The organism is Arthrobacter alpinus (assembly GCF_900105965.1).
In the GTDB taxonomy this organism is placed as follows: Bacteria; Actinomycetota; Actinomycetes; order Actinomycetales; family Micrococcaceae; genus Specibacter; species Specibacter alpinus.
The window spans coordinates 1,028,130-1,046,571 of record NZ_FNTV01000001.1 but is presented as its reverse complement, the minus strand read 5'-3'; the positions used below and the strand labels follow the sequence as shown (position 1 = coordinate 1,046,571).

The 18,442-nt window shown below is 58.8% G+C and carries 26 protein-coding genes; 8 read left to right on the top strand and 18 right to left on the bottom strand.

Features of this window, described 5'->3' with window-relative positions; translation table 11 throughout:
• Nucleotides 1–6: 6 nt before the first annotated feature.
• From BLV41_RS04830 to BLV41_RS22750, 8 genes are all read right to left on the bottom strand, one after another.
• A complete protein-coding gene (locus BLV41_RS04830) occupies nt 7–1,704 on the bottom strand; it encodes a hypothetical protein (RefSeq protein WP_074710817.1) in 1,698 nt (565 codons plus the stop codon).
• A complete protein-coding gene (locus tag BLV41_RS04825; protein ID WP_074710816.1) occupies nt 1,694–2,332 on the bottom strand; it encodes a terminase small subunit in 639 nt (212 codons plus the stop codon). The genes BLV41_RS04830 and BLV41_RS04825 overlap by 11 nt, the downstream gene beginning before the upstream one ends.
• Nucleotides 2,326–2,724: a hypothetical protein gene (locus tag BLV41_RS04820; RefSeq protein WP_074710815.1), complete on the bottom strand. Its 399-nt coding sequence runs from the start codon at nt 2,722–2,724 to the stop codon at nt 2,326–2,328. The genes BLV41_RS04825 and BLV41_RS04820 overlap by 7 nt, the downstream gene beginning before the upstream one ends.
• Before the next feature lie 30 nt (nt 2,725–2,754).
• The gene (locus tag BLV41_RS04815) at nt 2,755–3,222 is read right to left on the bottom strand and encodes a hypothetical protein (protein ID WP_074710814.1); all 468 of its coding nucleotides are present in this window, start codon (nt 3,220–3,222) and stop codon (nt 2,755–2,757) included.
• Nucleotides 3,223–3,945: 723 nt separating this feature from the next.
• The gene (locus BLV41_RS04805) at nt 3,946–4,728 is read right to left on the bottom strand and encodes a hypothetical protein (protein ID WP_139244209.1); all 783 of its coding nucleotides are present in this window, start codon (nt 4,726–4,728) and stop codon (nt 3,946–3,948) included.
• Nucleotides 4,718–4,939: a hypothetical protein gene (locus tag BLV41_RS04800; RefSeq protein ID WP_074710812.1), complete on the bottom strand. Its 222-nt coding sequence runs from the start codon at nt 4,937–4,939 to the stop codon at nt 4,718–4,720. Before BLV41_RS04800 ends, BLV41_RS04805 begins: the two co-directional genes overlap by 11 nt.
• Nucleotides 4,932–6,071 carry an HNH endonuclease gene (locus tag BLV41_RS04795; RefSeq protein ID WP_074710811.1) on the bottom strand — a complete coding sequence of 380 codons (1,140 nt, stop codon included), beginning with the start codon at nt 6,069–6,071 and terminating at the stop codon, nt 4,932–4,934. The genes BLV41_RS04800 and BLV41_RS04795 overlap by 8 nt, the downstream gene beginning before the upstream one ends.
• Before the next feature lie 515 nt (nt 6,072–6,586).
• Entirely contained in the window at nt 6,587–6,718 is a 132-nt protein-coding gene (locus BLV41_RS22750; RefSeq protein WP_280138576.1) for a hypothetical protein, read from the bottom strand.
• 126 nt (nt 6,719–6,844) lie between these two features.
• Between BLV41_RS22750 and BLV41_RS04790 the strand changes: the two genes are divergently transcribed.
• Nucleotides 6,845–7,105 (top strand): GlsB/YeaQ/YmgE family stress response membrane protein, encoded by a 261-nt coding sequence (locus BLV41_RS04790; protein WP_074710810.1) that lies wholly within the window; start codon nt 6,845–6,847, stop codon nt 7,103–7,105.
• A gap of 127 nt (nt 7,106–7,232) precedes the next feature.
• Nucleotides 7,233–7,391, top strand: coding sequence for a hypothetical protein (locus BLV41_RS21985; RefSeq protein ID WP_170835422.1), 159 nt, complete (start codon nt 7,233–7,235; stop codon nt 7,389–7,391).
• 208 nt (nt 7,392–7,599) lie between these two features.
• Here the strand turns inward: BLV41_RS21985 and BLV41_RS21980 are convergent, their stop codons facing one another.
• The 10 genes from BLV41_RS21980 to BLV41_RS04745 all read right to left on the bottom strand — a co-directional run bounded on the left by BLV41_RS21980 (nt 7,600) and on the right by BLV41_RS04745 (nt 13,107).
• Nucleotides 7,600–7,761 carry a hypothetical protein gene (locus BLV41_RS21980; protein ID WP_170835421.1) on the bottom strand — a complete coding sequence of 54 codons (162 nt, stop codon included), beginning with the start codon at nt 7,759–7,761 and terminating at the stop codon, nt 7,600–7,602.
• Nucleotides 7,758–8,027 (bottom strand): hypothetical protein, encoded by a 270-nt coding sequence (locus BLV41_RS04785; protein WP_139244208.1) that lies wholly within the window; start codon nt 8,025–8,027, stop codon nt 7,758–7,760. Before BLV41_RS04785 ends, BLV41_RS21980 begins: the two co-directional genes overlap by 4 nt.
• A 2-nt stretch (nt 8,028–8,029) precedes the next feature.
• A complete protein-coding gene (locus tag BLV41_RS04780; protein ID WP_074710808.1) occupies nt 8,030–9,331 on the bottom strand; it encodes a DNA polymerase III subunit beta in 1,302 nt (433 codons plus the stop codon).
• 464 nt (nt 9,332–9,795) lie between these two features.
• A complete protein-coding gene (locus tag BLV41_RS04770; protein WP_074710806.1) occupies nt 9,796–11,091 on the bottom strand; it encodes a ParB/RepB/Spo0J family partition protein in 1,296 nt (431 codons plus the stop codon).
• The gene (locus tag BLV41_RS22985) at nt 11,091–11,291 is read right to left on the bottom strand and encodes a DUF7322 domain-containing protein (RefSeq protein WP_425284254.1); all 201 of its coding nucleotides are present in this window, start codon (nt 11,289–11,291) and stop codon (nt 11,091–11,093) included. Before BLV41_RS22985 ends, BLV41_RS04770 begins: the two co-directional genes overlap by 1 nt.
• On the bottom strand, nt 11,291–11,524 hold the full coding sequence (locus tag BLV41_RS04765) for a hypothetical protein (protein ID WP_139244206.1): 234 nt from the start codon (nt 11,522–11,524) through the stop codon (nt 11,291–11,293). The genes BLV41_RS22985 and BLV41_RS04765 overlap by 1 nt, the downstream gene beginning before the upstream one ends.
• A gap of 22 nt (nt 11,525–11,546) precedes the next feature.
• The gene (locus BLV41_RS04760; protein WP_074710804.1) at nt 11,547–11,831 is read right to left on the bottom strand and encodes a hypothetical protein; all 285 of its coding nucleotides are present in this window, start codon (nt 11,829–11,831) and stop codon (nt 11,547–11,549) included.
• A complete protein-coding gene (locus BLV41_RS04755; protein ID WP_074710803.1) occupies nt 11,828–12,418 on the bottom strand; it encodes a hypothetical protein in 591 nt (196 codons plus the stop codon). Before BLV41_RS04755 ends, BLV41_RS04760 begins: the two co-directional genes overlap by 4 nt.
• Before the next feature lie 75 nt (nt 12,419–12,493).
• Nucleotides 12,494–12,781: a helix-turn-helix domain-containing protein gene (locus BLV41_RS04750; RefSeq protein WP_074710802.1), complete on the bottom strand. Its 288-nt coding sequence runs from the start codon at nt 12,779–12,781 to the stop codon at nt 12,494–12,496.
• Nucleotides 12,778–13,107, bottom strand: coding sequence for a helix-turn-helix domain-containing protein (locus tag BLV41_RS04745; protein WP_211481602.1), 330 nt, complete (start codon nt 13,105–13,107; stop codon nt 12,778–12,780). The genes BLV41_RS04750 and BLV41_RS04745 overlap by 4 nt, the downstream gene beginning before the upstream one ends.
• Nucleotides 13,108–13,312: 205 nt before the next feature.
• On the opposite strand from BLV41_RS04745, the gene BLV41_RS04740 reads away from it, so the two are divergent.
• The 6 genes from BLV41_RS04740 to BLV41_RS04715 all read left to right on the top strand — a co-directional run bounded on the left by BLV41_RS04740 (nt 13,313) and on the right by BLV41_RS04715 (nt 18,245).
• Nucleotides 13,313–13,927 (top strand): hypothetical protein, encoded by a 615-nt coding sequence (locus BLV41_RS04740; RefSeq protein WP_074710800.1) that lies wholly within the window; start codon nt 13,313–13,315, stop codon nt 13,925–13,927.
• Nucleotides 13,927–14,973: a hypothetical protein gene (locus BLV41_RS04735; protein ID WP_074710799.1), complete on the top strand. Its 1,047-nt coding sequence runs from the start codon at nt 13,927–13,929 to the stop codon at nt 14,971–14,973. Before BLV41_RS04740 ends, BLV41_RS04735 begins: the two co-directional genes overlap by 1 nt.
• 176 nt (nt 14,974–15,149) lie before the next feature.
• Nucleotides 15,150–16,058 (top strand): hypothetical protein, encoded by a 909-nt coding sequence (locus BLV41_RS04730; protein ID WP_074710798.1) that lies wholly within the window; start codon nt 15,150–15,152, stop codon nt 16,056–16,058.
• An 18-nt stretch (nt 16,059–16,076) separates the two neighbouring features.
• A complete protein-coding gene (locus BLV41_RS04725) occupies nt 16,077–16,547 on the top strand; it encodes a hypothetical protein (RefSeq protein WP_074710797.1) in 471 nt (156 codons plus the stop codon).
• Between the two features lie 30 nt (nt 16,548–16,577).
• Nucleotides 16,578–16,982: an ImmA/IrrE family metallo-endopeptidase gene (locus tag BLV41_RS04720; RefSeq protein WP_074710796.1), complete on the top strand. Its 405-nt coding sequence runs from the start codon at nt 16,578–16,580 to the stop codon at nt 16,980–16,982.
• A 33-nt stretch (nt 16,983–17,015) separates the two neighbouring features.
• Nucleotides 17,016–18,245: a tyrosine-type recombinase/integrase gene (locus tag BLV41_RS04715; protein WP_074710795.1), complete on the top strand. Its 1,230-nt coding sequence runs from the start codon at nt 17,016–17,018 to the stop codon at nt 18,243–18,245.
• Nucleotides 18,246–18,442: the final 197 nt, after the last annotated feature.

The window sequence follows — 18,442 nt, the reverse complement described above, 5'->3', positions numbered from 1 at the left end:
CTTTCATCAGAAGCCCATATAGGCCACGTTGTCAGCATCGGAAACGCTCTCTTCGGAAGCGCGAACCGCCTCCGGAGGCGGAGGGGGCGGAGGAGGTGCCACCGCTCGACGCCCCAGCAGCCATTTGGCAGCCGTAAACGCCATGAGCGGGGCAATATCAGCAGGAGATTTCCCGTGGTCTGGAATGGAGGCTCCGCCGCCGAACGTTTTGATCACGGCGGTAGCCGCGGCAACGTCCAACACCGGCTGAGGGTTGTGCCGTACGGTCTCGTCACGGACCGAGTCAAAGACATCGGCCCACCCGGCGGTCAGATCACTACCTGACCACTCGACCACCGGGACGGTGAACTCCGGATCCGCCGCCAATGACTCCATCAGCGGTGAAATCGGCGCACCCTTGGACTGCCCCGCAACCGAAATGATCCGGTCGCGGCGCTTGTCGTCCATCAGGTAGCCCTTGACCCAGTCCGAGCCATAACGGCCAGCCCAGATTTCAACCTGGGCAACACCATCTGCTCGATGACCGCTAACGGCCACATAAGTCATGGAACGGTCCGGGGATTGGTCGACACCGGCGTATACCGGGCCTACGAGGCGGTCTGCCTCGGCAACTCTCGGCTTGCCGTCCGGGCCCTCTTCAGGAACGTTCTTGCCCTTGTCCCAAGAACCAGGAGGGAACGGGCCAGTGAGCGTTCCTGCTGACCACTGGCAAAGGACCTCGGTACGGAACACCCACTCGGGGTCGGTCTTGCACGCCGCGGAAATGGTGCGCTGCGTGAAGCCCGGATTCCAGCCAACAGAAGGGTTGGCCTGCGCCCACCCGGCCCGGTCCCATTTGCCGCAGCCCGGCGGGGCGGACCACTCAAATAGGCCCAGCGTGTCTTCGTCTTGCTCAAAGTCGGCCAGATCGTCATCGTCGAATTCCCCCTCTTCTTCCAGAGCTTCAATGTCGAGCAAGGTAGGTCCGGAAGCTGCCAGTTCATCGCAGATCCCGTCAGGGTCACCCAGCGCCTCGTGAGCCATCTTCCGCAAGTAGCTCAGCACCACTGACGTCAAGTCGCCGGCGTTTGAAAGAGCCAGTACCAAAGCCTCGAGCTGGGCCATGGTGGTCTTGGTGATCGCTCCCCAGGCTTCCCAGTTCTGATGCTCGCGAAGCTCATCGAGCATGATCAGGTTGCCGGTGAATCCACGGCCAGCGCGACGGTTAGCCGCCTTGACCTTGTAGCGGGCGCCAGAATGAAGCTCGAGCGCTTTCTTTCCGTTGACCTTGACCACACGCTTGAGGAGCGTGGCCAGCTCGTCGTCTTCCTCTACGAGGTCAACGGCGCCCTGCCAGACTTCCTCGGCGGTCTCCAAATCCTGCGCCGTGCCCATGACAAGGGGCCAGCCCCAGACCATCATGAACCACAGCGCCAGTACCTGCGAGAGCGTTGACTTGCCGTTCTGACGGGCAATCAGCACCACGACAGTGCGGAACCGCAGCCCACCCTCGGGCAGCAGCTCGAGCATGTGAATCAATAGCCACTTCTGCCAGGGAAACAACTTCAGGTGAAGCGCGTTCTCTGCGAAGTCAATGACGTCATAACCAAGCGTCCGCTTTTCCGTCTCCGGCGAGCGCGGTTCGAGCGGCTGCAGTGGCGGTGTGAAGATTCGGGGCTTTTCATCTCCGAAGAGTTCCGGACGCTTGGCCCGCTTAGCCTGCACGACGCTTCTCTGCCGCCTCACGCATGTTCGTCACCGTTGAGCCCTTTGATTCCTTGGGGGTTTCGGCCCCCACGAGTGCGGGGATCGATGCGGGGGTGATCTGCAGTTCTGTGCACGCCTTGAGGTAGTTGGGGACGGTGGTTGTCATGGCTTTTTGTAGTGCTTCCATGCTTTCGCGCTGGGCTTCGTCGATCATCCAGGCGAGAGTTTTGAGGGCCGCAATGGGGCCGGCGTATTTTGCTGCGGAGAGGTGCGTGGCGTTGGCAATCGAGGTTGCCGTGGCGTCCGCCATGTAGCCGCGTTTCCGGACCGGCTTCACCAGCGGGGCAAAGCGGTCTCCCCATGCACGGATCTGCTCTGCAGTCTGGCGTTCGACGGCGAGCGCCGGGTGAGGGATGACGCGCCCGCGGGGATCCTTGACCACCATGCCTTCGTCCTCGACCCTCTGGCGGGCTTCTCGGAGTCGGGCCATAAGTGTGCAGAACGCCTCGAGGGCTGACCTGTCCACGGTGCCGGCTAAATCGCTGCTGGCCATGATCTCGCGCCATACGGTCGCGGCGGCTTCGGGCAGATCTGTCGGCGGTTCGGTGTTCCTGGCAGAGATGTTGGTTGGGCGTTTCTTCACCATGCCACCTCCTGAACTGTCAGCGTGCCGCACTCGATGCTGGAAGCGGCCAGTGTGCCCGCCCTGATGGTCTCGTCCGGGCGTGCATCAAGACCCGGGGATGAATCAAGGTAGATCGGACGTAGACGCGCCACAAGGTCAGAGAGCGTCCGGCGGGAGTGCCGCCAGTCGATCAACAGGGCGACGTCGGCAACCACCATGTCCGGATAGTCGGCCAGAACGTCACGAACGGCCGGCTCGGCCGACTCGGACGCGGACGGCCGGTAGTAATTGTCACGGGAGCCGGGGCGGAGCGCGCGGCGGACAGCATTTCGAGAGGCTTGCTTCTCCTTGGCGATACCTCGGATGGATTCGCCTTCACCGTGGAGTAGCCGGAGCGCTGGGCGGTCATGCACGACACACCTCCCGCTGTCAGTGCCCGGTGGTCAGACCCCAGAGCCTCCTACGCCTTGCCATGCTTCCGCATGCTGAACTGTGACCAGGCGGGGCAATTCACGCAGGCCGAGCATTTTCGTGAGAATGGATACGGTCTCATCAATGCCGTACTCCACACCCGGGAGAACCTTGCCGTTGAACAATGTTTTGTATGAGATCACTCTGGGATCCCCAACGGGTAGTCCGAGGTCCTGTTTGATTGACTTGGCCATATCGTTGTTCAGGGTAATCAGAACACGCTGAACGCCCTCCGGGCAGTCCATGAGCCACTTCACGGCCAGAGTGGTCTTACCCTCTTGCCGGCCGCCAATGATGACGTGTTCCGGGCCGTCCAGCAACGACGGAGCCTCAAACACTTTTTGATATTGCTTGTTCCGCTTGAGTCTCGCTGCGAACTCGGGAGACGGCGCAATGTCCAGCGCTGAGCCGATCATCTTCTTGATTATCTTGAGAGGCATCGTTGACTCACCCTTTCGCGTTTGGTGGCTCCTGCATGGAGTAGGCGCGTACCGGCGCCTCGTTCTTAGACTGACCCTCCGGCGTCATTTCGCAACCTTGGCTAATGTCCGTCATCCGTAGATGGGTTTTCCCCAGCGGCAACCTGGGACAGTCTCCATGCAGGAGAGTAGATGGGTTCATTTTCCCCGCCAATTCAACGTTCTTGGGGGATTTTCATGGGGAAAGTTCCGGGGGGAGAGGAAAAAAAATGCGGAGTCCTTCCCGTAAAACAACTTGCTGGATTTTATTGGAGTTCAATCCTGTGCGGGGAGATATCAGCCATCCTCCGACGTCACTCCCATGCCCGTATCAGCGGTGTACCCGGCCGACTTATTACAGTCCAAGTGAGACGGAGCCCAGTTACTCGGGTCCCACCTCAAGTGCGGATACATCTTCTGAGACCTCACATGCTGAACACTGCAGGTCTGCGGGTGAGGATACTCAAGCGAGTAGTCAATGGGTTGGCGGCATATGCAACATGGCGTCTTGTCCTTGCGCCCCTGCGCCTTGACCCTGACCAGCGCGTTCTTCGCACGGCGGCCGGACCATGGCGGATTGTAAATACCCGAAGCCGTCAGCAGGACCACCACCTCGGACATGACAAAGGCCCTGACGGTAACCCGTCAAGGCCTTTGCATAAGTTCGCGAAGACAACTATCCCCTCGGATTTAGGGTACTACATTTCACGCCCCGATTCTCCTCCTCGCACGCATGTCCTGAAATACCTTGAGGACATCCCCCGGATAGTAGAGCCGCTGCGCCCTGCCCTCGGTGTTCACCCTGTCCAAGACGTACGGCACCATGCCCATGTACACCCAGTTCTCGAAGTCCTTTTTCTGGACGAACGCCCGCGCCTTCCTCTGCAGGTAGTCCCTCACACCGCGAGGCGGCATCGGCTCACCACGAACCCTGGCCCTTATTCGATACAGCAAGTCAGGGATGTGATGAACCATTCCGCAGTCCTGGCACTTGATCGACACGTCATCAGGGTGTGCAGCGAGCCGTCCCGAACAAAGGGCCGGCTCTTCACCTTCCTCCAATGGCAGGTCTCCCCCATCGAAGTAGGGTTCCTCACATTCGCCGTACACTCGCTTGTCCTCTGGCCCCCACACCAGATCACGGCCACGTCCTACCCACTCCCGAGCCATGAACAAAGTTCGCCCGGCATCCGGGTTCTCCATCGCTTCCCCGTGAGCCCGTCTAGGTAGCTGGCAAAGCCACTGCCTCAGCAGCAACGCATCAAGGTTGATCGGCGGCTTCGAACTCGCATGGCCACCCCCTCCCCCGCTGGCACCAGGTGACTTAGTCACGCTCGTCTGGAATATCGGCCCATCCATGAACTGAACAAGTACCGGTACATCCTTGAGCAAATCATCCAGCTCGATAATGCAATCGGTGCACAGATACAGGCTCGTGATCCGATGGCAGTTATCCGCCGTGCAAGTCATTATCTGGTCATCGCTCAAGATCGACACCACCCTCCGCAGGTATCACAGGCACACGGCACTCCAGATACGACGACAGCGGCAACTCGATCACCCGAAACGTGAACTCACCTGCGATCCTGTACTGAAGCGTCGTCGCCCGCTCACACACCGAATCCATTGCCCGCTCCTGAAGGAGCAGGATCTTGACCTTGCTGCTCTTGATCGGGACATGCTCCACCAGATCAAACATTGGGATTCCCCTTTCGGTTACGTTGACGGGCACGACGGCGGTTCTTCTTCCTTTGAGCGGATGGTTGAGGATGCTCTGAAGAGTTGGGTGACGATAGTTGTTTAGCGTCAGAGCCATGATGAGCGGGGAGCATGGCTCCCAACCCAACCTGACCCGACCCGTCCCGACCCGACCCGGCATATCCAGATCTGCCAGACTCCTCATCACTGATTAACCCGTGATCCGTTTTGATTTCTGATTTGATTTCTGGGGCCGGCTGTTGCTCCGTTTCCCCCAGGTTCTCGACTGCATGGTCCGGGGTGCTGGCTGCTGAGTCGCTGGACGGGCCGGATGGTGCTTCCGTTGCCTCGTCCTCAACCGGAACTGCCACAGTGGGCTGCTCGACGGCGGGCGGTACCTCAGTTGCCTGCTGGCCGTTGACCGGTGCAGGAGTTACAGATTCGGTGGGTATTCGCGTGTAGGTGGGTTTGGTCGGTATGCCGCACTTATCGGTCAGCCAGGCTGCTGTGGCCGGTCCAATGTGCGGCTCGGACGGTATCGGTAGTGTCTTCCAGATACTGTTCGGGTCGTTCTTGCGCTTGGAGTTGCATTGACCGCAGCAGACCACCATCGTTGCCACGGTGCCCGGTTCGCCAGGCACAACGTGATCGATGCTGCCCCAGCGCACGGACTTCCTGTCGGCGCCCCAGCCGACCACACGACCGCAATACCTGCAGGCGTCCCCGTCGCGGAGCCGCACCGGGCCGGTCTTGGCCAAGTCGCGGTTATCCGCCTGACGCTGCTGCGTCCAGTCCTTGTCAGCCTTCAGGATCATGTGGAAGAGGTCTTCCTCCTCCACAAGTTTGAAGGCCTTGCGATTCTCGCCCTCCACCGTGATCATGACTTCAGTAAGGTAGCCGCAGAATATCGCTGCCGCTGCCAGAGCCTCGAACCGGCTGAAGCTGCCGGCCATGGCGACGGCGGTTCCTTTGGTCACTATGTAGTCCTGGTCATGTGCCGCGGACTGTGTAGCGCAGCGATTCACCCAGCCATAGACCTCGTTGAGTATTCGATCGTCCGCATCTTCCATCTCCAAGGCCCGCAGCGTGATCGGATGATTCGCGGAGACGTCAGACTGTTTGAGCCAAGACACCAGTCAAGCCCTGCTTTCATTATTGAGACCTAAATTTCGTAGTACGCGCCCTGCCCCGCCAGCTCTCAGACGACGGAGGGCCCTTACCCCTCGCCGTCTTGACTTTGAGTGCCGTTCTTCGTTTGGTGAGCAAGAACGCTGGTTTGGCTGGTTCGATTTCGGGGAGGTTGAGTATCTTGTGTGCAATCGCACGGGCTTCTTCTGTTGTGATGCCCATGACTCGTGCGAAGTACTCGACTTGCCATTCGGTCAGGCCGTGGCAGGTACAAGGGCAGGGCGCCGCGGCGTCCGTGGCTTCGTCCCATCCGTCACCAGCACAGGAGCGGTGTTTGACATCGCGGCAATCCGGGTTCATGTTTCCTCGTTTTCGACGATGTCCAACAACGCTTCGGTATTAGCCACCAAGTAGGCGAGCCGGTTACGGATCTGGGAAGGTGTCTGACTCACAACAGCGCGGGATAACTCAGCCGCGTGGGCTTGGACACGGAGCCGTAATCGCGCCATGATGATCAGGCTCATATGGTCCAGCTCCTGTCATCGGTGGCGAGCGCCACGGCAGCGTCCGCTAGGCGGCGGCCTTCAGGGTCTTCCATAGCGGTTTTGATGAACTCTGCCCGTGCTGCGGCTTCGGGTGATGGGGTGGTCATTGCGTTCCTTGTCCCAGTGTCGTGGGGCTTCTCGGTTTGATGTTCGCGTTACTGCTCAGTAAGGTTGCTGGGTGCATCGTTGATTTGATGCTGAGACTAAAACCTTCATCCGAACGGAGAAAAGACATGGGTTTCATTGGTTGGATTATTTTGGGTCTGATTGCTGGTGCTATCGCGAAAGCGATCAAACCGGGTGAGCAGGGTGGCGGCTGGCTCGCTACCTTGGTGCTTGGTGTTGTTGGCGCTATTTTGGGTGGCTGGATTGGTAGCGCGATTTTCGACGTTGGTATCAACTCGTTCTGGTCGCTATCGACGTGGTTGCTCGCGATTGGCGGTTCGTTTATTGTCCTGATTATTTGGGGTTTGTTGACGCGCAAGAAAGCCTGATTGCTGCACACAGGGGAGGTTCCGAACCGGAAGGGTCGGGACCTCCCTTTTCTCTGGCTCACTTCTGCGCCTCGATCACTACGTCCGCGCCATTCCATTCGTCCGGGGTCGAGCGTAGGCTCTGCGCATGGCTACCTTGGTGATTGTTCTTCTTGCTCTTTGGTTGATCTTGGCCGTGGTTGGTGTGGCTGTGAAGGGGTTGCTGTGGTTGGCTGCCATAGCTGCGATCCTGTTCGTTGCTACGGCTGCTATTGGTTGGGTGCGCCGGAACGCTATCGACCGCTGAAAGCGCTCCGTGCCCGGTCTCGAGAAGTCTGTCTGCGGCGTGCATATCCGCCCGGGTGACTTGGCCGTCCTGCGAACCCCAAGCCGCAGATAGAGTCCGGGCCAGCTCGTCGCGCTGAGAGCTCATGCTCACGTCCTATTCGGGTAGAAGGTGTCTAGGTGCTCCTGCGGGCAGTGATCACAAACCCGGTCCGAGGAATGAGTGCAGCTCATAACTTCCTCCGCTTCGTTTCGTTCTTGGCCATGGTGTTGAGGTAGGCGCGAAGCGTCAGGATGTTCCCCTGGGCGCGGACTCGACTCAACGCAGTGATGCCGTGCTTCTTTGCGATCCGGATGCCTTCGCGGATATCGGCGGCGTCTTGGCGCCTCATGAGAAGTCCTGACTGAGAGGATGGCGGATCTTGAACCGGCGGACCTTTACCGTTGGCTGCCAGTCGCGGATGTTCTTGGGCCAGAGGGTGCGTGCTTGCTTGATGGTCCGGATGTTCCAGCACGGCACGATGACGTAGTTGCCGGTGGTGATGATGCGAGCTTCGGCGGGGACCTGCCAACGGCAACCGTTGGCCTGCAACCAGTGAATGAAGGCTTCCCGCTGATCGAGTGTGAGGTGCATGGCGAGGACTGTGCGTGGCTTCATGATCAGACCGCCGTATTCGGGAGACGGACGGGCATGACCATGGTCCGGAAGGTGGCTTCGTCGTCGTGTTTCTTGTCGGCGGCCGTGATGGTGACAGGCTTGGCTACTGCCACCCCGTCACCTGAGGCGCCCAGGGTGATCTTTAGGTCCTCGACGCCAACGAACGCTTTTACGGCCTCGAGGAAGTAGCGGGGGTTGAATGCCGTCACCACGTCGCTCACGGTGTTGGTGTGGGCCCAGAAAGTTGAAGGAATTCGAGGTGCCCGAGTCCCTTCCTGGAAGTCGTCGAGTCCGGGAGTAACCGACAAGCCCGAGGCAGATATGTGCACTTCGGCCGGGAGGTTACGTGCCGACAGTTCCTCGGCTATTCGAGCCTGCCTCAGCAGCTCGTTGCGGCTCACCACTGCCGTGGCGCCGGCCGAGTACTGAGTCAAGGTCTGAATCTTCGGGTACTCGCCATCCGTGGCCACGATCTGCACTGTCAAGCCCTTGGTGCGGATCTCCAAAGCTTCGATCCCGGCTCCCGGGAAGACGCGGCTTCGCTCGCTCGTGGCCAGCACGGATATACCGATCGTTTCCCCTCGGAGAATCCTCGACAACTTGCCCCACACCTGCGAGCGCAGGTTGAAGCTGAAGTTTGGTGTTGTTTCGCCGTTTTCGAGTTTGAGGAGGTCGAAGGCGAGGCGGTAGCGGTCTGTTGCCATGACGTGGACGCCGGCGGTGCTGCCTTTGAGGTGGATGCTGGTCAGTATTGGCAGGGTGTCGTCGGTGGATGATGCGTGGGCGACGCGGTCGAGGGTGGCTCGGAAGTTGTCTAGGTTGGTGGTGAATGTGCCGAGGGTTGCGTGGCTTGCGTCGTCTGGGAAGTCGTTGACTGGTCCGGTGACTAGGGGGATGGTGTAGCCGGCTGCTTTGACGGTGGCCATCCTTTCGCCCATGAGGCCCATGGTGGAGACTGTGACGTCAGCGGTTGCGTCTGTCCTGGTCAGGGTGCGGATGGTGCGTTGGAGCCAGTTGTATGGGATTGCCGCTGTTCCTTGCTTGGCGCCTGTTCCGATGGCAGAGGCGACTTGAGCGGTGACGCGGGTGGTGTAGTCCGTTCCGGTCAGGGTCACGCCTTCACCGGTGGCTGAGAATCGAACGAGGACGTAGGCGCAGATCGGCACGGGTGGGCGAGTGCCGATGGCGACTCCGACAGCCCTCAAAGCGTCCAACCATGCGGACGCCTTGGCGGTCATGACAAGGTCAGGCTGGTCCTGTGTCAACGCTTGGGTTGGGGCAATACTCAGAACTTCTATGCTCATGGTCAAAACTCCTTGATTAGTCGCTGCAGCGGCACTCGGCCGTGAGTGGATTGATGGGTGCATTGCAGGAATTGCAACGCAGTGGTTGTACTGGGCGGTCACGCTTCAACATGCTGATGTCTGGGTTGTCAGTGCTCATACGGCCCACATCCCTGAGATGCCGCGGAGGTGTATTTGTCCGGCCGGGTGTTTTTGAGACCTAGCCGCATGCACTTGGATCTGGCCTGAGAAGACCGCTGCGAGGCGGTTTCTGTAAGTCAGAGGTTTCTCGTCCATTCGGACCATTGTTGGCGTGTGCCAAAGCTGCAGCAGCCACTTGCCATCGGGCTGGAGGCGCACCGCCGCCCTTGGAAAGGCACGGTCCTTGGCGATCCACGTCTTTGTCTTGATGGGGAACGCCGCAGCCGCGTGCCGCAACGGAGCCGGGTTCAGGGCCAACAGCTCCTTTTGCTTAGCGCCCGGGCTCACTGCTCGGCTCCGTCATCTTTGATGACCGTGACGTCTTCTTCGACGCGCCGGTTTGTGCCCTCTGTCAGGCTGCGGCTGGAGTAACTGCCACCCTTGGTCTTGAACAGTTCCAAGACGTCTTGCTCTGCCTGGTCGAACCGGTATCCAAAGTGCGTCTGGGCTTGCTCCAGCCAAGACCGACGATTCGACCAGTCGTAGACGGTGCGGTCGAAGTTTTTCGCGAATCGCAGTTGCCGGTCAGTATCTTTCTGCTGGCCATAGGTCGCCGCCCGGGCCAGCTGGCGCCACGTCATCTTCTGCAAGACCACCTTGACCCGATCGCGCCAAGCGTTCTCCTCGGCGTACCCCTCAGCATCAGAGGGCTTGTGAATGCCGCTGATGTCACCCAGGGTCTCCTCGTCCATTTTGAGAATGTCTCCCCACAACAGATCGAACAACAGCTCGTGGTCCGCGACTTCGCCGGCGCCGTCCTTGGAACGGATCTGGTTCGCTATGAATTGGCGGCGCACCGTGTAGCTCAACCCCAGTTCCGCATTCAGTGCTCGGAGTTGCTTCTTGTGTTCCTTCTCCGCCTCCGAAATGTCCGGCTTGGCCACTGCCAACGGTGCGTACCAGCGGATCTCCGGCGTCCCGTAACCTGCGATGGACCAGTAATGACCAGCGGTCACGTGAACTTCGGCGGACAGTTCTTCGCCCTCGACGTCGCGGACCCAGTCCCACTTGTTTGAGTACGTGGCATCATCCGGAGCTTCCGGGGCACCGAGTGATTCCATGCGTTCCTGCAGCTCCGCCTTGGCCTGCTCCTGCTGGGCCCGGGCAATGGTGCGCTCTAGATCCAGCGTGTAGCGCTTGTCCCCGCTTCCGATGTCCCCCACCACTCGGTCATACAAACCCGGCTGGCCTGCGTCCTCCAGTTCTTGGAGCTTCTTTACGCCCTCCAAGTCCAGGCGTTGGAAGCCCTGAGCTTCCTCCAAGACGGACAGTGCGAGGTGATTGCGGCCAGTGGTGAGCATGGCCTCGATGTCGTCCATCTCGCCCCGCGCCGAAGCTTCCTCAACGATGCAGGGCAGGAAAGACTTGCCGGCATTGATGGATGCCTGACGGCGGCGGTGTCCATCCTTGACCAGGTAGTCGCCTTCAAGCTCGGGATGTGGGTACACAACCACGGGCGAGACAACGCCCATCGTGCGAATCTCCTCCGTCAGTCGCTCCAAGTCACCAAGGTCCTCACGGATATTGGCCTTGTTCGCCCGGACCTTCTCTATCGCTATTTCTTCAAAGCGTGTTGTCATTACTTCTCTACCTCTCGGATGAACCCGACGAGGCCGCCCACCATCAAGGCAAGGCCGGCTGTGTCAAGGGAATTGAAAACTGTGATCATTGGGCCACCAGCGAGGGAGACCAGGGCGCCGGCTACAAGTAACGGCAGCCAGAGGAAAGCGCGACGGCGCCGGGACGCTACCCGCTCAGACGGGCGAACCACGGCGGCCATCAGAACATCACCGCAGCAGACGGACGCGGCCGAGGCGGGTCCATCAGGGAAAAGTTGTATTTGTGGACGCCATCAACCAAGATCTGGCTAGCGGACGTATCAATCTCGACTCGCTGCCCGCCACCGAAATGCTTCACATGCAAGGCCAACTGGCGCTTCAGTTCCGTTTCATTGCGGAAGTCAAGATCACAGATCGGGATATCCGACTTCGCAGACTTGGGGAAATTCACCACGGCCTGCTTCTTCGTCCGGTAGCTACTCATGGTCGGCCGCCAAAGCAAAGTCAGACTGGAACGCCTCGGCAAGGCTTGAGAACGCAGCGAACGCTTGTGAGCAAGCGTCTCGAACCGCGTTGAAAGCTCCTATGAATACGTCCCGGATCTGAGCGAAGAAAGCGAATACCTTCTCTAGCCCGCGATGGGCCTTCTCCTTCTTCAGGAGCTCAAGGGCTTTCTTCATGTCGAGAGCCGCCATGTTCGGCTGGTCAGTCTTCAAGAACTTGATGGCCTGCGCCATCAACTGCTCAACAGTGAGATTCATCGCTGCTCCATACGGGCTGCGGCCGAAGCTCGGGCAATTTGGGCTGCGAGGGCTGGGTTAGCCGCAAGCGCCTGGCTACGCATGCTGATGGCCTCGGCCATGCTCGATGGGTGATTGAGGCCGCGGACCTTTGGGGCGACTACTACAGTGACGACTGACTGGGTTGAAGCACCGGCGGCTGATGCTGGGGGAACATCAGCCGCCGGCGGTACTAGAGGAGGAGTCTCGAAGTACTCCTCGTAGCGAAGCTCCGCGTTATCGGCCTGCTTCGCCAGATCGTGAACCTGCTTGTGAAACTGGTCAGTGATGCCTACAAGAACGTCCATTGACTGCGTCACTAGGCCAACAGCGTCAGCGGTTCGCAAATGCTTCAAAGCGATCGTGAGCTGATCGAGCTTCTTGTGAATCGCGGTCAACCGACGAGACCGGGCAAGAGAGACGTTTCCCTGGTCCTTCTTCGGTTTGGCGCCTGCCGTCGCAACCGGGGCGTAGTCGCGAGCGTCGAAGAACATGTCGACGGGTATTTCTACCTCGACAGCAGTACCTGAGTTGCCAGCGGGCGCGCTGGGCCTAGGGGAATCATTCATGAGACCATTCCTTTAGATTGAGTTTTTACAGCGAAATCTGACAGCCCTCTCCTATTCCCGTAGGAGGGGGCATCTCTATTTGCGGGTGACAGCCTTGAGCTGTTTGCCAACACGGCGACGGATTGGCGTTACGTTCACGTGGTGCTCGCACTTCACGCCGTCAATCCATGCGTCCAAGCACTCCTCACGGATCAGCCACCGACCACCGGGCCCTGACTGTGATCCGTGCAGCTGCTCGGCTATCAAAGCCCTACGCACAGTCACCGGATGCCGGCGCGAAATTTCCGCCGCCTCCGCCGGATTCAGCCGCGGCTTCATCCGCCCAGACATCGGCCGGAAATCATCAACGAGTTGCAGACTCATGCCGTCACCTTCTTCTTGTGTTTTGTCGCATACGGAGTGGATATCGATCCACTTCGTACAGAATTGTGTTCCACTTTGGTCAAAAAAAGATCCTCCACCCCGACGCCCAGGAACTTTGCTATGCGCAAAGCCGGCTCCGGCTCTAGGTTCTTCGCTTCGCCACTGACGAGGCGGTTCATGTAGCTGTGTGATTTCCATCCAGCAATCTTGGCGAGGCTACGATTCGAAACCCCCTGGACGATCATGAGCCGCTGCAGCATCTTTCGGTCCCTGAGTTCCATCCAGAGATCTCCAATCGCTAGTAGGCCGGTGTTGGTAGAAATCACTGTATCCCTTTCTGTTCCGCTGTGTCCAGTTTATTGTTACACAGGAACGGTTCTAGTGTCCACTCTTTTTGGCCGCCAACGCGCGCGACCCCGCCAATCCGGGCATTACTCAAACAAAACTTGTATTCTTTTAGTGTCCAACCTGCACATCTTGCCAGTGTCCGCCCGATTAGGTGGCTGCCCGGCCATTCGAAAGACTGACGCTGTGAACGCAACACATCCACTTGGCGAACTGATCCAAGCAGCCCAGGACAAGAACGGCTGGTCCACCCGAGACTTAGAGCGACGTGCTCAGGGCCTCGGACTGGACATGAAGCACTCGAACTTCTCACGGCTGAAGAACCAGGAACTCATCTCTATCAAGGGCGCAGTAATCCATGCGCTCTCGGATGTCCTCCAAGTATCAGTTCAGAGAGTTGCCCAAGCAGCTATGGCCAGCATGGGCGTCGAGGTTCAGTCCAACCGTCCCAGCCTCGAGGATGTAGTCCGCGATTCGCCAGAGTTCAGCTCACGAGACCGCAAGATCATTCAAGGTCTCGTGGACACGATTAGAACTCTTGACGCGACCACGCAAGAGGAGGTGGTGGGCAATGGAGATCATCCCACCTATATGAACCAGGCAGGGGAAAGCCCTGCCAGCCCCAAGGCGAAGAAGGACCCGCACGCTCATCCAGATGCAGACGAGTACGGGCATATCCCGCTGCCGGCTAACTACTTCGAGCTGGCCGCCAGTGGCCACAGGAATCTTGGCGCCGAAGAAGCTGCCCGGACCTCAGTCCGCGGCGAAGAAACACAAGAGACAGACGGAGAGTCGAAATAATGGCAGCTACTGGACGCATGACGCCGACGCTGACCTATATTTCGAACCTTGGACTAGTTCAGATGGCACTGGGGAGCTTCTACAGCGCTGAGCCAAACCAACCCAAGAAGCCCCTGCCGGACGAATTTGCCTTTGTTGAGGAAATCCTAAATCTGTGGTCTGCCTACACTCGACTGCCAGGGTTGCAGGCCATTTATCAAGACATCGACAAGTTCTCCTTGGATCTCCTGCTCGTCCCTGAGGATGCAACTGAGCGCGTCAAGAGCTCGCTTGCATACCTTGCCATCCTCACGGACACCGAGATCCCGAAAGAAATTCCTGCACTCCGCGGATCGTGGATGTCACTGACGTGGACTCTTCGAGAAGCCCTCGGAGGCTTGCTGAAGCTCCCATCAGACCGGATGGGCCTCCTATGGGAGAGTGACCTCACTCACCTAGCGGAAAGTCTCAGCGTAAGAGTTGAGCGATGCGAGTCATTTGGCAATGCAGCGTGGTCACTTTTGGAATCCAATGTCGCTGCGGAACGTGCTGAGGAAGCGATGAGGAACGCCCAGATCGCCGCCGGCGTGAGCTCAAGCGCCCGACTTACCGGAAGCTATGACACTTTCGCAGCAGACAATGAGAAGTCCTCATCTTTCTTTCGGTGGGCGACAATCCTTCTCGTGGCAGCGGGAGTAGGCACTAGCGTCTTCCTTCATCTGTGGCTTGCCGAAGGAATGACCCCGGGCCTAGTAAATTGGCCAGCCCTGCTCTATCCGCTCGTCGTCTCGGGAGGAATTTTCGGTGTTGCCACGTACTGCGCACGACAGGCTCATCTTCATCGGACGCTAGCGACTTGGTCCAAAACCATCAGCATCCAGCTTCAAACTTTCGACGGTTTCATTTCTCCTATGACAGATCATGCCATTCGAGACGAGCTAAGGACCGAGTTTGCGCGGCGAGTTTTCGGGCCACACCCGAAGCTAAAAGGTGAACCTGGAGTGACCGCGGGCAGTCCTGCCGTTGACTCGATTCTGACACGCATCAACAGAGATTCCACCGCCTAGTTTCATCGGCCTAGAATCGCAAGCTACCAACTAAGACAACCAACCACGAGTGCAACTCATCCGACCATTGGGGACCCATGACACCTTCAGACAATCCATTGCCACCAGCAAGGCCACGCGGAGTTGTAAGGACAGTCCAGTTTTGGCGACTGGTAGACAATAAATCTAAGAAGACTGTGTCTGAGCAGGACTGGCATGCCATCCTTCGGAAAATGGGAACAACTGCAATTACCCACCACATCCTCAAGAAGGAGCTAACGTGCTCCGTGGTTGCTTTGGATATTGAAAGCGACTGGACGGGGCTACTTCCCCCTGAGGGTGTTGAGAACCTTGTCCAAGAGGTAGATGATAACGCCACGTACGGCGTCGTGGTGGCCACAGACAAAGACCATGTCCCGAGCCAAGGCAAGCGGGGCACAGGCGAGCAGAAGCCAGTCACGATTGAGGATGGATTCTCCCCCATTGACAACCTCTTCGTCTGGTTCTTGCCTTTTGGAAACATATTTGGCGTCTTGATGGAAACGCAATCTGCGGCCAGGCCTCAAGCTTTTGCAAGTTGGCTCACCAGAGTCATGCGTGACCAAGGCACGCTCTCTCAGCACAACTTCGAATGGGGTGTGGTGCCTGTCATTGACAAGGGCCGGCGCCAGGCTCTGGCCAGAGCGAAACAGCTCAAAAGCGTGTTCGTCGCGGAGACAATCACCCCAGCAAGTCAGTCGCCGTTGAGGGACCTCATGGCCGGCCCTGTTTTCGAAGGCAAATATAAGCTCGAAATCAAGCTTCGCCCAATCAAGGAAAAAGGGCAGAAGTTCTTCGAAGAGGATGCCAAGGAACTCCGGGACTGGCTCGATGACACCTTCGGCCTTGACTACACATCTCTCGATGCGGCCCAAGTCCAATTCAACCGCCACCCTGGCGACGACCTGCCTGCTGGCGTTGTAAACCTCTTGGACCACAAGTTAACACGCAAACGGACCATTCTCATGAGACAGGGATCTTTCCAATCCTTCTCTGCAGTGTCAGCCCTGTCTGAGATAGTGAAGACCTACACAATAGAGTTTGATGAACTTCTAAAACTCCGCTAGCTGAAGGCGAGGCACACGATGGCTACAAATAGAGAGGCATCTTTCAAGGGGCTCTGGATTGCGCTCATCCTGCTTGTATGCGTCGTTGCCAGCGTCAGTGTTGGTGGAGGATTCCTACTGTCCGGAATCCACCCTGATGACCTAAAAACCGGACTGACAAATATTGCTACCCTCGGTGGTGTCACCGCAGGGCTCTCACTGGCCGGGGCGGCAATCCTGTCGCTAACGGGGTCAGCGGTCCACCACCTGGTCGAACGATACGGGACCTGGATACGTGCCATTTTGTTCGGCGGATACCTAGTCACCATCGTTGCTTCATTTGTTGCCGGCATAGGTGCCGTATTTGCGACCTGGCAAGGGGCCGCCTGGCTTGCTTCATCAAGTGCGGCCGTTATCTTTGCCGGGCTTTTTGTAACCGCGCTCTTTATCAATAGTGCATTCAAGTGGCATCACTCAGGCCCGGCGGAAGACCTCAACCCCACAGCCTGAATGTCAGAGGTATCCCCTAGGGTCAGATGAATGTTCGATCCTTGGGGGACGCTGCGGCGACTAACGCATATCCACGTCTCTTTTGTCCGCATGCCTGATGGCGCGCCAGGGCGAACAGATGGCCTCCGCGTGATCTGGCTGGACAAGCAACTCCAGCAGGTCGAACGCCGCTGTGCACTCGCTCACGAGCTTGTCCATATCGAGCTCGGACACGACGGCTGCCAACGGCCATGCATCGAACACGAGGTGCGCGTTGTAACCGCGCGGAACCTAATCCCTATAGGGAACCTCTGTCAGCATGCTGCCTGGGCGCGAAGCGTCCAGGAGCTGGCCGAGGAACTATGGGTCACGGCAGACGTTCTCACAGACCGTCTGGGCTCACTCACAGCCGACGAGACGGCACAGCTGTCTCTTGTCGAGCATCAAAACCGCTAGCCTTCCGGGGCAGCTAAGAATCGAGGGGACACCATGGCCTCAACCAGGCGACTGCCATCGGGCAAGTATCAAGGCCGCTACCGCGACGGCAACGGGAAACCCCAATCCGCAGGAGTGTTCCCCCGCGAGAAGGCAGCGCTGAAAGCCGCCATCGTCAAGGAAGAAGCCTCCAGGACGGGCGGTTGGCGCGACCCAGCGGCCGGCGAGCGCCCGTGGGGTGACTGGTGTGAGGAATGGTGGCCGACGAGGAAGCTTGAGAACTCGACGGAGAAGAATGAGCGCTCGGCTTTGGAGCAGCACATCATGCCGAAGTGGGGCGAGACCCCTTTGGGTGAGATCACGAGGCAGGACGGACGGAAGTGGATTGCCGAGCTGAAGGTTACCGAGCGGGCTCCCACGGCGGCCGAGTTGAAGCGTCGGGAGGAACTTGAGTACAAGCCGGTGGTCAAGCTTCTGGCGGCGTCAACAGTGCAGCGGATCTTTGGGATCTTCTCGGCCTCGCTGATGGCTGCCGTTGATGCGGAGATCATTCAGGCCAACCCGCTCTACAAGCTGGCTCTCCCCCAGCGGCCGCCGGCTCAGGAACGCTATCTCACCAAGGCCGAGTATCAATCATTGGATGCGGTGCTGGATTCCAAGCGTGACGCGGCCATCGTCGGACTGCTCGTTGGAACTGGCATGCGATGGGGTGAAGCCATGGGCCTACACACCCACCGCATTGACCGCGAGCGCGGCATGATCCATATCGTGGAGACGTGGGACAGTACGTCCGGGCAGATCAAGCCCTACCCGAAGGGGAAGCTAGCAAGAAGCGTCTCGCTGGAGAGTTGGGTAGCTGAACTGCTGGATGAGCTCGGACTGTCTGAGACGGCGAGCTGTGGCCACGTTCATGCAGCTGGGCGGTGCCGGTCCGGGTTGGCGCTTCATGGTCCGGGCCGGATGACGATCTTGGACAACTGGCGCAAACGTGTGTGGACGCCGGCAACTAAGCTTTCAAAGCTTGACCCGCTACGTCCGCATGATCTTCGACACACCTACGCTTCGTGGCTGCTGCAGGCCGGCGTCTCTCTGGCGGAAGTCTCCCGCCTGTTGGGCCACGCCTCGCAAACGACGACGCAAAGGTACGCTCATCTGGCCGAGCTGCCAGTCGAACATGTGTCCGCAGCGCTCCGGCTCCCTAGTGTTCGAACTGCGGGCCATGCCACAGACGTGCCACAAACGGAAGTTCCGGCGCGCTACACGGGACTTCGCCTAGTGCAATAAGAATGTGTATCCACGCAGGTCAGACCCCGGTTTAGTGCTTCAGCGCTACACCGGGCTCTACCCCGCTTTGAGGGCTGTCGCTCGTTCACACCGGAGAGGTCGCTGGTTCGAACCCAGTATCGCCCACCTGAAAGAAAAGCCCTCCTGACCAGCACAAACGCTGAGCAGGAGGGCTTTTTCATGTCTGAAAGCCAGGA